Raw genomic sequence first — 16,334 nt, forward strand, 5'->3', positions numbered from 1 at the left:
ATTCACCTCTTATTCCACATATCCAAAACGTTCGATTGCTGTTCTCAGTTCTTCGTGTTCTTTCATCGCTTCTTCAAGCGGCCGCCCCTGCTGCACATATTCCACCGCTTGGAGCATTGCCCGCACTCCGGCCGCCGCTCCCATGGGATGCCCCTGGATAGCCCCGCCGGGCGCCAGCATAATATCTGTCCCGCAGTCTTTTATGTAGCGTTCCACCACACCCGGATGGACGCCGCCGCCCATAGAGGGAAGCGTCGGTCTGATCGTCCCCCAGGGCAGGGACAGCTGGTGGGCGGTCTGCATATATTTCAACCGCTCCAGCGGATAGCCTCCGTAGGGGGTGTTCATCATCACAATGTCCGCTCCGCACAACCTGGGCAGCTTTCCGATGGCGATATCGCTGCCCATGCCGCTGTTCACCCCTTCGTAGAACATGCCGGAACCTGCATAGTGGCCGAGAATCGGAACCGGGCAGGTGCTGGCGATATGCTGCAGCATACTGTAGCCGATGGTTGCGAAATTCAACATCAGCGCTTTGGCTCCCGCCTCCAGAAGCCGTTTCACATGGTCTTCCTGTACGGACGCGCTTTCCGTTGCGTTTACCACATAGATGGTTTCTTTTCCTGTCTTTTCATAAGCGGCTTTTGCCGCCTCGTTATAGGCTTTGACCCGTTCCGCGGCCGGAGAGAAATCCGGATTCCCCAGGAGTTCATCATCCTTGATAAAATCCACGCCGCCCAGGGCCGTTTCATAGAAAATGCCTGCGCCGGTCTTCGGGCTGTGGCCCGTACACGGTTTGATCATATTCAAGAGCAGCGGCCGGTCCTGTACTCCGGTCAGCCTGCGAAGCCCCTCGATCCCATAATTGGGCCCGCGAAACTGCTTCACGAATACATCGGGCAGCTTCAGATCCACCAGCTTTACCTGGGCGGAGGTGGAGGCGTCGTTGCCCAGCAGGGTAGTCAATAACATCGGCAGCGATCCCTGGAAATTCACGTAAGGATACGCGATCTGGATCAAATAGTCTTCCTGCTCCCCAACGCTTTGCGTAGACAGATCATTGGGCGGCGCTTTCAGAATCCGCACTACTTTTCCCATATGATTCCTCCGCATAGCCTCATCGATGCCCGGCACGGGCACCCAGGTGCCGATGGTCTGCCCCACCGCCATCGCCGACGCCTTAGCCGTTATATCCGTTCCCCGGGGAAGCCTGATATAATAGATGGCCAGCACATAGTCCTGTCCCTGTATCTCCTCCGGCAGGCAGAATAATTCTTCCTGTTTCATGTTTACCTCCCTTTGCGCATTTTCCAACCTAGATATGGGCGGGGAACATGATATGCAGCCCCTTACTCCCCGGTTACCGTAATTCCTGTCTCATATAATATCCCGTCCCGTATTACCTGTACTTTCATCTCCCCATGCAGTCCTTCTTTACTGATGAATTTATCAATCTCCCGGGAATCGCTCTTCTGAAACGTTCCGACACACATGGCCTTAAAGCTGGCCGCCGCCGTGGAAATGTAATACCGGTGCACTTTACCGCTGTCCTCGGTCAGCAGCAGCATAACCAGTTCGCCCTTTTCAAATTTCGCGTTAAACCGGATCCGGTCTTCTTCCTCCGTAACGGAGGCCTGACAGCTTTCCGGCAGCTGCTCCCCGGCTGCCTCGGCAGGTATCTCCGTATCGAATTCTTCCGTAATCCCCAGTGTCCCCAGAAGTTGGCCTTCCCCTAGTTCGGTGGCCTCTCCCGCGTAATAAAGGGGCAGTTTTCTGGCCCGGTAGCAGTTGGCCGGGACCTCCAGCTCATAGACCACCTTTCCGCCGGCCAGTTCACAGGTGATGGAATTAAGCGTCAGTTTGTCTTTGTCCGGTCCCATCAGCGCCATGGAACCAAGTTCCTCGCTGGGTTTCCCGTCAATATAGGCGATCCCGCCCGAGTGAACCATGTAGCGGCCTTCGCCGTAATATTCCACGTTGGATATATAGGGCGAAAAGAAATCGCTTCCCCGTTCTCTGCCGTACTCCCAGACCTGGCGCACCGTGTGCTTCTTATGGTCGATCCGGTACCGGACTCCCCTGGAATAGCTGTCAGCGGCCTTCTGGTATTTCTCCGGATATTTACTCCGGAAATGCCCGTTGTCAAAAAGCATCAGATCCCCGTCCGGGGTATAGATCACGCCGTGCTGTTCGTACTGGTATTCAAACGGTTCTCCCTCGGGTTTCAGAAAATATTTCCTGACAAAATCCTCCGGCCACTGGTCCGGGTCTCCCAGCACCCAATTCAGCGCGCCGGTGTCATAGTCCAGATTGATCACCGCATCCTGATGCCGTCCGGAGATGGTCAGGCTGTCGGTCTCTTTGTCATACCAGATGGAGTTGTTGTGGAACCAGTCCCTCTCGTCCCAGCTGCCCGATTTTCCGCAGTCCTGGGGCAGAACGGATTTGTAGTCCCAGCGTTTTAAGATCTCTCCCGTGTCCTTGTGGATGAGTGCGCAGACATCCTCCACCGTAGGGGCATCCGCGTCCTGCGTCAGCACCAGGATATTGCCGTCCTCCATCTCAAACTGGTCGTGATGGTAGCCGCCGGGCAGCCGGTATTCCCGGAACACCTTGCCGCTTACCGCCATCTCATAGAGACCCGTAGTATAGTAAGGGAGGCCCGTCAGGCGCTCCGTTCCCACCAGCAGATGGCCGTTCGGCAGCCGTTTCAGCGCAAAGTTCAGATTCGCGTCGGAATACCAGCGGATATCTCCCCGGTAATCCACCGCCACCGGTTTGGATCTCACCGCCGCGGTGAGAAACATCATCTGATCCCCCATATATCCCGGGTCCGTCTCGCAGCGCGTGGGCTTTGGCACCCGTTCGTTCATGGGGCCGGTCTGAATGAGCACTTCGCTGCGCTCCCCGGTAGACAGGGTCAATAGAACCCGGTTGGCCGTGTCCGCATAAAGCCCATAGACCGGCAGAATATGTTCACACTGTACCGGAAATGTGTGAACCACATTTCCGGCCGCCTCCCTGCCGCACACGGTAACCGTCACCTCCGCCGGAACGCCGGTCCGGAACAGAACTATAGCGGTTAACGGCGCCAGCAGGTAAGGGTTTAATTTTACCAGGGGATTCTGAAGCGTCCAGTCTCCTTCGGAAAATTCTTTCAGGAAAGCCTGCTCATTCTCCCGCTGGGCGGTAATGATATGTTTTTTCTTTCTATATTTCATTTCTATTCACTTCCTGTTGTCTCGGAATCCGCCCTTTTATTTCCACTCATTTCCAGCCCAGTAAGGCATGTAGACATGGCTTCGGTAGCAGGTGCAGAAGTTGCCGTTGTAGCGGGCCTTGAATACCACTTCGTCGTTTAAGAGTTCCACGAACAGACAGTTTTGAACCGGCGCTGTCAGGAAATCCCAGTACCCCTGCGTCTGGCGTCCCTCGTTATCAAACATGGTGGCTGAGAAATCGATCCAGTAATGCCCGGTCCCCAGATAATCCGCGTTCCCCATAACGGCGGAGTTTCCTTCGATGCCCAGATCCCGGTCGGAGGCCCAGAGCTTTTCCACGGTCATCTGATCTTCGTCCACACGGTAGAGAACGGCTCTGGAAGATTTGTTAATCACTTCGATCCCCAGGTTCTCCCGATATTTGTGATAGGAAACCATATTGTCAAAGATCAGCAGGTCGCCGTTGGGAAGAAGGGTTACCTTATGCTGTCCATGCGGATAGAAGAACAGATCTCCCTGCGCTTTCAAAATCTTGCCCCGAAGCTCTTCCGGTATTAATTCTTTCTGCGGATCGTCCGCCGGCTCGGTGAGAATCCACTTTACCTCCCCGGTGGCCGCGTCGTATTTCACCAAAGCGTCCTGGTTCCGGGCGGAGAAGATAAAGCTGTCGTCGGAAGCATCGTAGACGATGGAGTTCATATGACACCAGTCTAATGTCTCCGGGCGCTCCGGATGTTTCCGGCTGCGGTAATGGAATACGGATTCCGGGATCGGGAATATTTTCTTGGCATCCCATTCCCGGACGATCTCGCAGGTCTCCCGGTCGAATTCCACGATATAGTCTTCTTCCCGGTGGCTGCCCGGCTCCCGGGTCAGCGCCACGATCTTGCCGTCGGGCATCTCGATGATGTCATGATGGATGCCGTCGCAGAAATATTCATGGACAAATTCACCCATCAGGTTGATTTCATAACAACTCTGGGTATAGTATCCGGTCTCCGCCTTCTCGGAACCGATCATCATGTTGCCGTTTTTAAGAGGCGTCATGGGGCCCACATTGCCCAGGATAATATCGGACAGATACCAGCGGATGTCGCCGTTCCGGTCAAAGGCCGCCGTATAGGAAGGCTTCTGTCCCGCAGCCTTGCCGGCATCCGTCAGATGCATCGGCAGCGCGTAATTGCCGTTTACGAAGATCAGGCCGTCCGCCAGTTTTTCCCGTTTGATCTCCTGGATCTCTATTTTCTGCATATCTGCAGGCAGCGGAGCGGTCTTAATATGTACGGTTTGATAGGCTTTCCTTCCGTCCCTGCCGATGGCCGTCAGGCGCACTTCGTTGTCACAGCCGGCATACAAGGCGTAAACCGGGATATAATGTACTTTGGAATATTCCCCGAACACTTGGGTAAATGTGCTCTCCCTGTCCTTTCCGGGGGTTTTCATCACGATTCTGGTCTCCTGATCCGTCCGGAACATGAGCAAAGCGCTCAAGGGGGATTGTCCGAACGGATCCACCGTCAGATAAGGGGCGTCAAATGTATAGTTTCCAGCCTCAAATTCTTTTATGAGCTGTTCTCTGCGTATTCTCTGGGCGGGTTTCAGATCCTCATAAACTTTTTTCTCACTCATTTTTTCTTACTCCTCCTTAACTTTAATTTCTATATTTTCAGAAAACCGGTCAGCATCCAGAATGGTATGATAATAATACACAGGAAGACCGTGGCCAGTACGAACCGGATGCTCCCCCATTTTAACGTGGTCTTATTATCGAACATGCCGTAGCTGAACAGAATCAGGAACAATACCCACTCATACGGGAAGAAAAGCTGCTGAACGCCCCATACGAAACCGTAGGACGCGCCTACCGCCGACAGGCCCAGCTTGCCCGCTATCTCGATGATAGACGGTACCAATGCGGCCGTAGCGGCCATAGGGGTCATGAACATATTGAAAATCACGCCAAACGCGTAAGCCACCAGAATCATTCCGAAGTTATTGGCTCCGCCCAGCAGCGGCAGCGTCATATCGCCGATCATGGAGCTGAAACCTACCGCGTTAGATACGCTGCCGATAGCCATACAGGAAGCGGTGAAAATAATAATCGGAAAATTCGTCGCCTGAAGATCCTCGATGGGGGAAATGTGAATTCCCGGAAGGAAACAGGCAGCCGCGCCCAGCATAAACAGCCAGCCGGGATCGATCTTCGTAAACAGCATCCCAAGCAATACAAGCGCGATGATAACCAGCATCTTCTTCTCTCTGATCTGCATGGCGCCTAACGCTTTGGATTCTTGTTCCAGATGGTCTTTGCTGGAGAACTGTACATCCTGCTTGAACAGGATCAGGATCAGTCCGGTACTGACGACCAGCCAGAGCAGGGCGGGCAGCGCGTTGGAGATCAGATGCTGCATCCAGGTTACTTCGATGCCCGCATTTTTCAGATGCTGGGCGATAATCATAATATTGTCATCTCCGGACATCCATATCCAGCGGGGGCCGATCCCGGCGTTAAAGCCCGCGAACATGATGCCGATCCCGGTCTTGGTTCCGGGTTTTAAATCCATGGCTTTACAGATTCCGAAGGAAATCGCGCAGAAGATGGTAACACGGCCGGTGATATTGGGAACCAGCAGGGCTGCTATAATACCCGCAACTGCCATTCCGATCACGATCCCTTTGTAGGATCCTCCGGTTTTCCGGATGCAAAAATATGCCATTCTTTTCATCAATCCGCTCTTATCAAACACCACGGCGATAATCAGGCCGCCCAGGATCAACCAGATAATGGAACCCGTCCACGGCGAAAATACCACATCCGCTCCCGCTATCCCGAACAGGATATAGAACAGGTTCAGCAGAATTCCGGCTATGTACACCTGGATGAGGTCCATCACCCATACCAGGATCGCCCACAGGGTAATGGCCATAAATCCTTTCATCTGCAAAGTCACCACTTCCGTGGTCGGTACCAGTAAAAATATTAGGAGTGGAACCCCTAAGGAAATTACCCATTTTAAAATCTGTAATACATTGTTTTGATTCGTTTTTGCTGTCATCCCTTTTCCTCCAATTTTAAATTTCCTCTGCAGCTTCACTGAAAAAGCACCGCGATTACTTAATGAACGCTGTTTAGACCTAACATTTTCTCAGTCTTTTTCTTATGTTCACAATCATTTGCTTCACCTCCGCCCAAATAATGTTCACGTTTCCTCTTTTCTAACATTTTACAAACAAATCTTAACATTTAACTCTCACATTTACAACATTTTTTCTTACATTTTATTCATTTCGTGATAGCAAATAAATGTCAATCCCCAATTTTGTTACATTTTACTAATGTTTTTCACTTTTTAATGTTTGATATAACACATTTTTGTTATTAATTTGTTAACATTTAACGAATTTTGTTAATATGTTCATTTTATAGCAGCATCATATTGATTTTATGCCATAAAACCGTTATAATTAGACCGACATATGGTATCGAAAATAATACGATAAAGGGGTATTAACTTGGGAAAAAAGAGTGAACGGATGAACCGTTTAATTGAATTGCTCAAGGAGCAGGAATCCATATCGATCAGAAAATTGTCTGAAATGTTAAATGTCTCAGAAATGACAATCCGGCGTGATCTGAAATCATTGGAGGAAAATGACGTGATCAATCGTGGCTATGGAAAGGCCACCTTGAAAGAGACACCACGGGAAGACTTTAAAGATGAAAATTATGAACTGCTTTCAGCGAAAACGAAGCATAATGACGAGAAAGAGAGGATCGGCAAATACGCGGCCACTTTGGTAAAGCCGGGTGATATTCTGATCCTGGATACCGGTTCCACCACAGAGAGAATAGCCAAATATATACCGGACGACATGGATCTGACGGTTATGTGTTATAACTACAATACGCTGGCTTACCTGGTTCACAAGCCTTATGTAAATCTCATATTTCCCGGAGGCTATTATCACCCGAACGGTCAGTTTTTTGAATCCCTGCACGGTATCAAGTTAATCGAGGAAACCCGCGTGACCAAGATGTTTCTCTCCGTATCCGGGATACACAAAACGCTCGGCATCACCTGCTCCAACAATTATGAGGTGCTGACCAAGCGAAGCGCCATCCAGTCCGCCAGGACCCGGATCATCGTGGCGGATTCCAGCAAATTCGGAAAAATAAGGCCGGCTTATTTTGCCACTTTAGAAGATGTGGACATGATTATCACCGACACCGGATTATCGCAGGAATGGCAGGAATATCTGGAACGGCTGGGAATCGAGCTGGTTATGGTATAATGAGACCGGTAAGACAAAAACAGCTGAAATGACAAACGTTACTGTTCAGCTCCTTTCAGGAACTGGAAACGGTAACGTTTTGCATTTCAGCTATTTCAGCAGCCAGATCAAAAGATAATTATGGTTATACAGCCAGGTCAGGAAGGAACTGCGTCCGATCATGGCAAAGAATCCCTGTCCGGTCTGCGTTCCCGCAAATACGGTCAGCAGCAGGAACCCGATCCAGATGACCAGAAGTCCTTCCGCCGCTCCCAGCACCAGACCTGCGGTTTTATTCACTCCCCGCAGCACCGGCAGATTCGCGATAAAATCAAATGTAAACAGCGTAAATCTAAGTACCAGTGTTAATATCAGAAAAACCGCAACAAATGCGATTAGGTTGATAATCGCTCCCGCAAGATAAGCGGCTATCGTTTCATTCAGTCCTGTGGCTTCCAGGAACGAACTGCCCTCCGGCAAATCCGTATCCGCCTGTGCGCCGCCTCCATCCGCGGATTCCGGCTCCTGCCCGATCTGCGCCAGCATATTCTGAATAATGGAAGGCAGTTCTACAGAGGCGCTGCCGCCGGAACCGCTCTCCCCCTCATTATCTTCATGTTCCGCATCCGTCTCTCCCAGCTGCGCCACCACTTCCGCTATATTTTCCTTCACCGTGCCATACAGGGGCGTGTGATCTTTGAGAAAATCACTCACATAGGGAGTGACAAACCAGACTACCACCAGCGTTACGATCAGAGACAAAAAGGATATGAGAATCCGAATAAAACCTTTGTGATAACCGTTGACCGTCAAGCCGGCCAGCACGATCACAACCGCAATCAATAACCAGTTCATGTGTGCCACCTCTTTTATTTCAGTTTAATCTGCCGCGTGTTCGAGGAATCCACCACAATAAATTGACTCCCTTTGTTCTTTGGAATGATATCCAGTATATTTCTTGTCATGGTTCCCGTAAATTTTTCCACACCCTTCAGATTAAATACGGAGAACTGTTTTTGATAAAACATCAGAAGCTGGTCGTCATATATTTTAATCCGGTCAAAATCTGTGGCCAGCTTCTGGGTCAGCAGCAGGTTCCCCTGCGGATTATAGATCCTTAAGCTGTATTTGCTGGCATTATCCGCAGAGGTCACCACGATTCCGATATGGGTTTTATCATAAAAAATATCCACCAGCTGTTCGCCTTCCTCCAGCGGCACCTCCGCCAGAAGCTCCGGGATCTGTTTTCCCTCAAATATAAGAAACCGGTCGTCGCCGAAAGCCACCGCATGTTCATTGTCTATAAACGCAGTACGTGGGAACAGCACCCCGTCCACAATCTTACCACTCACCAGCTTATCCGTATAATTTTGCCCCACCGAACCGAAATTATAAAAGGCCACATGGGTTTTCAGCGCCCCTCCGTCCAGCTGCAGATAGGATACGATGACCCTGGTATTGTCATTGGAGATATCAATGTCAACCGGATAACCGGATATGTCCAGGGAGGTCTTATTCTTGGCAAGCGCTTCCCCGCCGCTCTTGTCATAGATATTGATCCAGGTGGTATCGCCGTCTTCCAGCACTACGGCCACAGTTCCAAGCTCCGAGACCCGAAACTTCTGAATCGGAAAATTCGTGTTGATCTCTCCCTGATTTCCGTCCGAGTCAAAGATAAACAGCTTTGTCCCCTTGATATCGCCGACAGCCGCCATATTTTCGCATATATCCACCGTGGGGGACTGCATTTCATACGTATAGGCCCACAATGTATTATTCTGGGCATCACAATAAGAGACTCCATCCTTATTGTATTTCAGGATTTTCCCCTGAAATTCCATGTACTGAGTCGTCACGGTATCTTCTCGCTTTACGTCGGTCTGTACCTCGTACTCTTTATATTCCCGGTTCTGCAGATAAAAATAGGCGGCTGTTCCAATAATGCCCAGCACTACCAGTACCGCCAGTATCTTATAAAATTTCAAAATCCGGTAGCGCCGGATTTCTTTTTTTACGGAAGCCGCCTCATCTACGGAGACGATCTTCCCCTTGCTTTCCAGTTCTTTTTTCTTTTTAAAATATTCCCTTGCGTTCGGCAAAGTTCTACTCACCCTTTTATATTTTAAGCCCGTGTCTGTCGGTGCCAAGGCAGGCGCTCCGGCGCAGATATAATGTCTACGACATTATATCACATATAAAACCCGTAATCAAAAAAATAAATGTGAAATTTGTATGACTCTATCAAATTGTGCTGATAATTGTATATTTCGGAGCGCAGACTCTCCTCCGGCATTAAGGCAAGCCCGCCTGCACGTCCCGGTTCCCCGCATCAGTGCAGGCGGATTTGGCGGATGCTGGCGGAGTCTATTACCACATATTCATATTTCTTACTTCCCGGAAGGATTTCCAGGATCGGCAGCGGCATGTTTCCGCTGTATCGGAGCCGGCCGTCAAACTCATAGATTCGAAGGGACGCAGACCTGTAAACGAGCACCTGCTCCTTGTATAGTTTGATTCTATCATAGCCCTCCTCCAGTTTTTTTGTGAACTGAAGTTCCCCGTTTGCGCTGTAAATTTTTAACAAGGGGGCTTCTTCCTTCTGTCCTGCCACTGTCATTCCCACATAATGGTCATTCGAGAAATAAGCCTCCGCTCTCTCTTCTTCCGGAAGATCGATCTGTTCCAAAAGCTCCGGTATTTCATTCCCCTCAAACAGGAGCATGCCGCCGCTTCCGAGAGCTGCCGCATGAGAGGAATCCAGGAAGACCACCTGCGGAAATATGTCCTCTTGTATAATTTTACTGCTAACCAGCTGGCTTACCGTCTCTGAACCTACTTTCTGTAAGCGGTAAAACGCAATGTGGCTGGCGGATACAGCTTCTTCCGGTCCCATAGTCAACTGCATATAGGAGACTATGAGTTTCGTGCCTTCGGGCGAGATATCCAGGTCGGCAGGGTATCCCATACTGTCTTCCGGTATATCATGGCCGCTCAGAAGATCACCGACAAGGCCGTCGTAGATCTCCAGGCGGCTGTCTTCTCCCTTGGCAAGAATAACAGCCGCCAGCCCTCGGTCCGAAACCCGGTACCGCCGGATTGGCAGCTGTGTATGTATCTCTCCTCTCTTACCGGACGGATCAAACAGAAGTATCCGATTTCCCCGGATGTCGCCAATTGCCGCCATGGAACCGCAGGTGTCCGAAAAAGGTTCCTGCATCTGAAAGCTATAATTCCACTCGCGTTGGTTCTCTTTATTGATATAGGTGACGCCCTGGGAGTCATATTGCAGTATTCCGCCGTTAAACTCCAGGTATTCCATTTCCTTGGAGCCGTTCAGCACCTGATTCGACTGCACCTCATAGGCTTCGTAAGTATGGCCCGCGAGTCCGGCGGCCGCGGCCGCTATAGCTATCGTGAGAACGCATAAAACCGCCGCCGTCCCAAGACGCTTCCCTCTTCTTCGTCTAACAGCTCTTTTCCCGTCCGTCTTTATGGGGGACGCTTTTACACGCTCTGCTTTTATACGGTCCGCTTTTATATAGGCTGCTTGTCCATGGCCGGCTTTTGTGGGGGTTGTCCTATTCCTCTTACCTGCGTATTTTTTCCCGCCTGCTCTGATCGTTTTAAATAATCTGTTTTTCCTGACCTTCTTCTTTTTTCTGAAATACTCCCTCGCGTTCGACAATCGCTTTCACCTTCAGGGAAGCTGGATCTTATCACCCGCCAGAATACGGTCTCCGTTGTCAATGCCGTTTAGCTGGCAGATCTCATCCACCTTACTATAAGTTCCATATAATTTCTTGCTGATTTTCGCCAGTGTGTCCCCTTTCTGTACGGTGTAATACTGACCGGTCAGAGAATTCGACGCGGGCTCCGCCGGAGTCTCCGGCTGTCCGGCCGGCTGTTCCGTCGGTTCCTGTTCTGCCGGCTGCTCCCCTGCCGGATCGGCGGGCTGTTCTCCCGGCTGATCCTCCGGCTGGCCGCCCGGCTGTTCTCCTGCCGGATCAACCGGCTGCTCCGCGGGGGCTGCCGCGTTGGGATCAGCCGGCTGCTCTGCCGGGGCCGCCGCGTTGGGATCAGCCGGCTGCTCTGCAGGGGCCTGTCCCTCCGGCTGGTTTTCACCGGCCTGCTGCTGTCCCGCCGGATTCTCCTGGCTCTGCGGGGCTGTCTGCGGCGCCACATTGCCCGCAACGCTCTGGACCGGAATCCCTTCCGTATTCTGGCTTGTCCCTCCATTCTCCGCGGTGATGGTATCGTTAATATTATTCAAAGTCGCCTCGATGTTCTGCATCTTATCATAATTATTAATCATATTGATTCCGATCACAAAGACGATCAGCACCAGGAACGTGCTGGCCGTATACATAAAGGTCATGATCCGTTTCTGATGCCCGGTATCCTTCTTATCCTGCATAACCGTGCGGAAACTCACCGCCGCGGTATCCGGCACCGTCTCTACCGGTTCGATGCCTACCCCCTCATGTTTATAAATCATGTATTCCTGCATTGGTTCATTCTTTTCATAATAAATATAATAGCCGTGCTGTTTTACCAGTTGTCCGTTTTCATAGAAAAAGAAAGCATCTTCCTTTTCCAGAGGCTCTCTCATAAAAAATACTTTTTGATTGCCGGCGAAGTTCTTCGTGTGGGCGCTTAAGATATCCTCACCGGCCTCCAGGGCAAAGCCCGGCATCGACCGATACCATCCCACGATCTCCCGGTTATCAAAAAACTTCTTGATGGTCTCATAGATGCCTGTCCAGGTATCCTCCGTGAACCGGATGCCCTCTTCATCCTTCTCCACGTGTTCCGCTTCGATGGCACTGTTGATAAATAGATACTGGCATCCCTCCTGTCTTTTCGCTTCCCCCAGGAGCACCGCCGTTTTCGACTCGGCATCCTCCGTATCCGCCAGCTGATTCAGGTATGTAATCACATAATCTTCCACATATATTTTCTTTTTATCATCTATAACCCCAATTTGTCTTACGTTCTTAGGAAGCCTGACCGGTTCCGTCTCCCCGCCGCCGGTCTGCTCTTCTTCATTATATATTACCTCGATCATACTCACACCTCGCTTCAACCCTTTTCCAGCATATTACCACAAACCACCGAACAGATTTTATCGTTTTATGTCACCAAAACCTAAGTTCTTACCGACATTTTTTCTCATCCTTCGCAAGCGCAAAAAAATCCGGAGCCGGTTCCGCCATTCTATGTTCCTTCACCGACTCCGAATTTCTATGTAATTTATGAAAGTTGAAATGCCAGGTTTCCCTTCTGATCGAATCCTGAAATAGTAAATTCCAGTTGTCTTAAATCCGCTTTTAATTCCGCCAGGCAGCCTCTTCTTTTCCACCTGAACAGGATTTCCGGGCCTTTCCCTTCCGTTTCAAGCTCCGCATCAAATCCAAAAGCCGGAAACCCATTTCGGAATTTTAGCATTTCCAATTGTTTCCGCACCACATCGGACTCTAATTTTTCCTCCGCTTCTTCCAAAGTGAAATTCGTCCGGTTTATCTCCTTATGTCCCCCGGCGCCTGCCCGCTTTACCGCTTCATAGTCATTACTGCCCGCCAACAGATCCAGATACCAGACCTGCGGCTTGCCGGGCATGAACAATTGGACCGCCCGCGCCAGGAGAAGTTTCCTGTCATCCTCCCCAAGCGCGCTGTAGTAGGTGGCATTCACCTGATAATACAGGTTCTTCTGCCCATGCAGGTTCTTTACATAGCCGCCCCGCTCCACAACGATATCTATAAGCTTTTCTATCTGCGCCTCCCCGATCAGGCCCTTCAGATCCAGCAGCGGTATGCCGTCATGACATCCCAGCATATTCACGGTCCGGATTTTCTTCTCCGTAAGTTCCCTGGCCCAGGACAGGAGGACTTCTCCTTCTCCTCTCTCCAGCGCGTCGATTAAAAGACCGGGCAGGAAGAAATCATAAGTCATGTATCCTTCCTCCGCCAGCCGGGCATAGATTTTTTCCTCATATGCGGCATGGATCTCCGGAAGCAGTTCAAGACCGTATCTATCCGCCAGCTTCCGCACTTTTGCCAGCAGATCCCACGTCCCGGGATCATTTAAAAAGTTTCTGGCTCCAGGTTCTTTGGGCGCATAGGCGAACGCGTCCAGCCGGATGATTCCGGCCCCATACCCGGCGAGAGTGCTTAAGGTATGCTCGTAAAATTCCCATACGAGAGGGGAGCGTATATTCAGATCCATCTGCCCCAGATATCTGCAGCGGCTTTCCAACAGCCTGGTTACGCGCTCCTTGTATTCCTCAAATTCCCCAAGGGACAGTTCTTCCGGTTTCTCCCCTCTGTTCAGGCCGGCGTTTATAAGTTTCGCCAGAAGCTGTGCGGACAGGTACTGAATCTCCATAGCGTCCATCAGATCCCAGGCGTCTACCCGGGGATACCGCACTTCCTGATAAAAAGTATTCCAGTAGGGTACTTTTTTTCCGTCGGGCATAGGAACCATCAGAATCGGCAGCCCGGGTTTCCGAAAGAACATATCACGGATCAGTTCCTCGTCCGGCCGGATATATCCCTCCTTTGTCATGGTTCCGTGACCATCCCAGAATTTATTCCAATCGATAAAGAAGTCCCTGTACCGGGAGTTTTCTCCGTTTTTTAAAATATCCTGAAATTGTTCCGACAACACCGAGGCATGGTTCAGTATAAAATCCAGTTTCAGACCGATTCCCAGCTTCTTAAGCCGCTCCAGGTCCTGTGGACCGGCCAGCTGCCGGTTCAGCCCATAATCGATCACCGAAAATCCTCGGTCCAGATCCGTATTGAAAACGCTCGGCAATAGATAAAAAGATTGAAACGCCCCTTTTACCTCCGGATTTTCCAATAAGCTTACCGTGCCCGACAGATTTTCTCCGATGCTGTCGGGATAGGCATTCAGCATAGGACCGTTATCCGTCATCCCGTTAACGCCCCTCATAAGGCCGCCTCCGTATTTTCCCCCATCAGCGCGAAATACTGCTCATGGCTTAACAGGTCACCGTTTTTAGACAGAATAATCTGTGCCTTATGGGCCTGTGAACGCAAAAGTTCCTGTTCAATCTCCAGTACCAGCGACGTAAACGGACTGTCGGTGCCGGTATCCCGGTTTCTCGCTTTCCGATGGGCATACGTTTCCTGTGGAGTGCTGTTAAGCAGTACCGGCACATCAACTCCCTTATAATAATCGCTGTTCCCGTGGGTCCACTCAATCAGCAGGATGGATATCTGTCGGAAATCCACTTCCTCATACCACAGTTCCGTATCCGCGCGTCCCATTCGTTTCAGCCAGATCTGTCCGGCGCCCTGGTGAAAGGCTTCCGTTATTTTTGTGACTTCGGCGAAATCAATCTCTTTTTCTGTCCCCAGATACCCTTTCAGCCCGCTCTTGCCCGCGGACAGATACGATGAAAACCACGGATATTCTTTACCGTGCTTTGGGTCCGCGTCGGTTCCGTCTAGCTGCAGCTGATGAATGGTTTCAAAGCGTTCCCGCGTATACTCCCCATCCGCAATCATCCCCCGCAGCGCGCAGGTCCTGAATATCCGCAGACGCTCCGCGTCATTGTACATGGGAATCCGGTAAGGATAATTATCTCCGGACAGGATATAACTGCCGATCCCGATCTGCTTTAAATACCAGGAAAGAATCGAAGCGATCTCCGATTTTCCCACCCCGGAGCCGCCGCACACCGCGGCTACGGCTCTTTGATGAGGATTCGCCCGGACTATCGGATACAGCTTGTCAAGCAGCTCAGGGAATATGGTGTTTGCCTTACAGATATGCATATCGTTGATTTCCACTTTGTCGCCCGGCATATCTCCATGGGGGATCTCTCCCTCAATGGCGGGAGGGGTCCACGATAAAAGGTGTTGTTCAATTATATGGCCGGGCTCTTGTTCTAAAGTATGTACGTTCATAAGATATTACCTCCATTATGGTTGGCCGCAGGTATTCAGCATCCACAAAATAGCCGGTTCCAGGTACTCATTCCAGAATTTCCAGTCATGGCAGCCCGGACTTTCCCGGTAAGTCACATCCACTCCTTCGCTTACCAGAAATTGATGAAATCTCCGGTTATTCGGGAGCAGATAATCTTCTGTCCCGCACGCCATGAAGATGGGCTGAATACGTTCCTGTCCCTGAATTCGCAGCTTTATCTGATGTTCCGGATTGTTTCTGCTGGTCTTAAGCGCGCTTAACTCTCCAAACACGGAGGTATAATAATCATAATCTGCGATCGCATTTTCTTCCCCCGGTTGTAATCCTGCGATATCTTCTATAATCATCGCCGAGGAAAGCGCGGCTATCTTCCCAAAATTCTGCGGAAACAGCATTCCCAGATGTATCGCTCCGAATCCTCCCATGGAGAAGCCGCCGATAAACGTATCCTCCGTTTTCTTTGCCAGACCGAAGGTACCGCGGACATAATCCACCAGTTCTCTTCCCACATATTGGGCGTAAGCATGTCCGCTCCCTTTTCCGTCCACGTAAAAACTATTATCCCCCGACGGCATAACCACCGCCAGGTTATACTTTAAGGACATCTCATGGGCCAGGCTTCCAAGAGCCCAGTCTTTATATATTCCGGAATATCCGTGCAGCAAAAATAAGGTTTTGGTCTTTCTTTTGTACGCGGGGTTTCCGTCTATTATTTCCGCTGACACATCATTCGGCAGAAACAGCTGAAATGTAGTCAGCCTCATGATTGAATCCGCGTGAAAAGTAATCTCAATATTTGCCATTTTCTCCCTCTCCAGTGATGTAATTGCAGCTTGTAGCGCTCAGAGTGCTTATGCTATAATGAATTTATCTTAACGATCCGAC

At 50.4% G+C, this 16,334-nt stretch carries 12 protein-coding genes; 1 reads left to right on the forward strand and 11 read right to left on the reverse strand.

Annotated features, from left to right (window positions below):
- Positions 1–9: 9 nt before the first annotated feature.
- From KTH89_RS03590 to KTH89_RS03605, 4 genes are all read right to left on the reverse strand, one after another.
- Positions 10–1,287 carry a RuBisCO large subunit C-terminal-like domain-containing protein gene (locus KTH89_RS03590; protein WP_238720669.1) on the reverse strand — a complete coding sequence of 426 codons (1,278 nt, stop codon included), beginning with the start codon at positions 1,285–1,287 and terminating at the stop codon, positions 10–12.
- 62 nt (positions 1,288–1,349) lie between these two features.
- Positions 1,350–3,221, reverse strand: a complete 1,872-nt coding sequence (locus KTH89_RS03595) for an aryl-sulfate sulfotransferase (RefSeq protein WP_238720671.1) — start codon at positions 3,219–3,221, stop codon at positions 1,350–1,352.
- A 36-nt stretch (positions 3,222–3,257) separates the two neighbouring features.
- Positions 3,258–4,850: an aryl-sulfate sulfotransferase gene (locus KTH89_RS03600; RefSeq protein ID WP_238720673.1), complete on the reverse strand. Its 1,593-nt coding sequence runs from the start codon at positions 4,848–4,850 to the stop codon at positions 3,258–3,260.
- A 29-nt stretch (positions 4,851–4,879) separates the two neighbouring features.
- A complete protein-coding gene (locus KTH89_RS03605; RefSeq protein ID WP_238720675.1) occupies positions 4,880–6,277 on the reverse strand; it encodes an SLC13 family permease in 1,398 nt (465 codons plus the stop codon).
- A gap of 478 nt (positions 6,278–6,755) precedes the next feature.
- Here KTH89_RS03605 and KTH89_RS03610 point away from each other — a divergent pair, with 478 nt between their 5' ends.
- Positions 6,756–7,514, forward strand: a complete 759-nt coding sequence (locus KTH89_RS03610) for a DeoR/GlpR family DNA-binding transcription regulator (protein WP_238720677.1) — start codon at positions 6,756–6,758, stop codon at positions 7,512–7,514.
- A gap of 90 nt (positions 7,515–7,604) precedes the next feature.
- On the opposite strand, the gene KTH89_RS03615 is transcribed toward KTH89_RS03610, so the two are convergent.
- From KTH89_RS03615 to KTH89_RS03650, 7 genes are all read right to left on the reverse strand, one after another.
- A complete protein-coding gene (locus tag KTH89_RS03615; RefSeq protein ID WP_158342250.1) occupies positions 7,605–8,348 on the reverse strand; it encodes a CvpA family protein in 744 nt (247 codons plus the stop codon).
- Between the two features lie 14 nt (positions 8,349–8,362).
- Positions 8,363–9,592, reverse strand: coding sequence for a DUF5711 family protein (locus KTH89_RS03620; RefSeq protein ID WP_238720678.1), 1,230 nt, complete (start codon positions 9,590–9,592; stop codon positions 8,363–8,365).
- A gap of 230 nt (positions 9,593–9,822) precedes the next feature.
- Positions 9,823–11,178 (reverse strand): DUF5711 family protein, encoded by a 1,356-nt coding sequence (locus KTH89_RS03625; RefSeq protein ID WP_238720679.1) that lies wholly within the window; start codon positions 11,176–11,178, stop codon positions 9,823–9,825.
- A gap of 12 nt (positions 11,179–11,190) precedes the next feature.
- Positions 11,191–12,558 (reverse strand): LysM peptidoglycan-binding domain-containing protein, encoded by a 1,368-nt coding sequence (locus KTH89_RS24855; protein ID WP_275061746.1) that lies wholly within the window; start codon positions 12,556–12,558, stop codon positions 11,191–11,193.
- 185 nt (positions 12,559–12,743) lie between these two features.
- Positions 12,744–14,447, reverse strand: a complete 1,704-nt coding sequence (locus KTH89_RS03640) for an alpha-amylase family protein (protein ID WP_238720680.1) — start codon at positions 14,445–14,447, stop codon at positions 12,744–12,746.
- The gene (locus tag KTH89_RS03645; RefSeq protein WP_158342255.1) at positions 14,444–15,427 is read right to left on the reverse strand and encodes a nucleoside/nucleotide kinase family protein; all 984 of its coding nucleotides are present in this window, start codon (positions 15,425–15,427) and stop codon (positions 14,444–14,446) included. The genes KTH89_RS03640 and KTH89_RS03645 overlap by 4 nt, the downstream gene beginning before the upstream one ends.
- 15 nt (positions 15,428–15,442) lie before the next feature.
- A complete protein-coding gene (locus KTH89_RS03650; RefSeq protein ID WP_158342256.1) occupies positions 15,443–16,252 on the reverse strand; it encodes an alpha/beta hydrolase in 810 nt (269 codons plus the stop codon).
- Positions 16,253–16,334: the final 82 nt, after the last annotated feature.

The sequence above is a fragment of the Diplocloster agilis genome, assembly GCF_019042275.1.
Taxonomy (GTDB): Bacteria; Bacillota; Clostridia; order Lachnospirales; family Lachnospiraceae; genus Diplocloster; species Diplocloster agilis.

Excerpts from the sequence above, each read along its gene's own strand:
- KTH89_RS03590 (WP_238720669.1), bottom strand. The coding sequence starts at position 1,287 with ATGAAACAGGAAGAATTATTCTGCCTGCCGGAGGAGATACAGGGACAG.
- KTH89_RS03595 (WP_238720671.1), bottom strand. The coding sequence starts at position 3,221 with ATGAAATATAGAAAGAAAAAACATATCATTACCGCCCAGCGGGAGAAT.
- KTH89_RS03600 (WP_238720673.1), bottom strand. The coding sequence starts at position 4,850 with ATGAGTGAGAAAAAAGTTTATGAGGATCTGAAACCCGCCCAGAGAATA.
- KTH89_RS03605 (WP_238720675.1), bottom strand. The coding sequence starts at position 6,277 with ATGACAGCAAAAACGAATCAAAACAATGTATTACAGATTTTAAAATGG.
- KTH89_RS03610 (WP_238720677.1), top strand. The coding sequence starts at position 6,756 with ATGAACCGTTTAATTGAATTGCTCAAGGAGCAGGAATCCATATCGATC.
- KTH89_RS03615 (WP_158342250.1), bottom strand. The coding sequence starts at position 8,348 with ATGAACTGGTTATTGATTGCGGTTGTGATCGTGCTGGCCGGCTTGACG.
- KTH89_RS24855 (WP_275061746.1), bottom strand. The coding sequence starts at position 12,558 with ATGATCGAGGTAATATATAATGAAGAAGAGCAGACCGGCGGCGGGGAG.
- KTH89_RS03640 (WP_238720680.1), bottom strand. The coding sequence starts at position 14,447 with ATGAGGGGCGTTAACGGGATGACGGATAACGGTCCTATGCTGAATGCC.
- KTH89_RS03645 (WP_158342255.1), bottom strand. The coding sequence starts at position 15,427 with ATGAACGTACATACTTTAGAACAAGAGCCCGGCCATATAATTGAACAA.
- KTH89_RS03650 (WP_158342256.1), bottom strand. The coding sequence starts at position 16,252 with ATGGCAAATATTGAGATTACTTTTCACGCGGATTCAATCATGAGGCTG.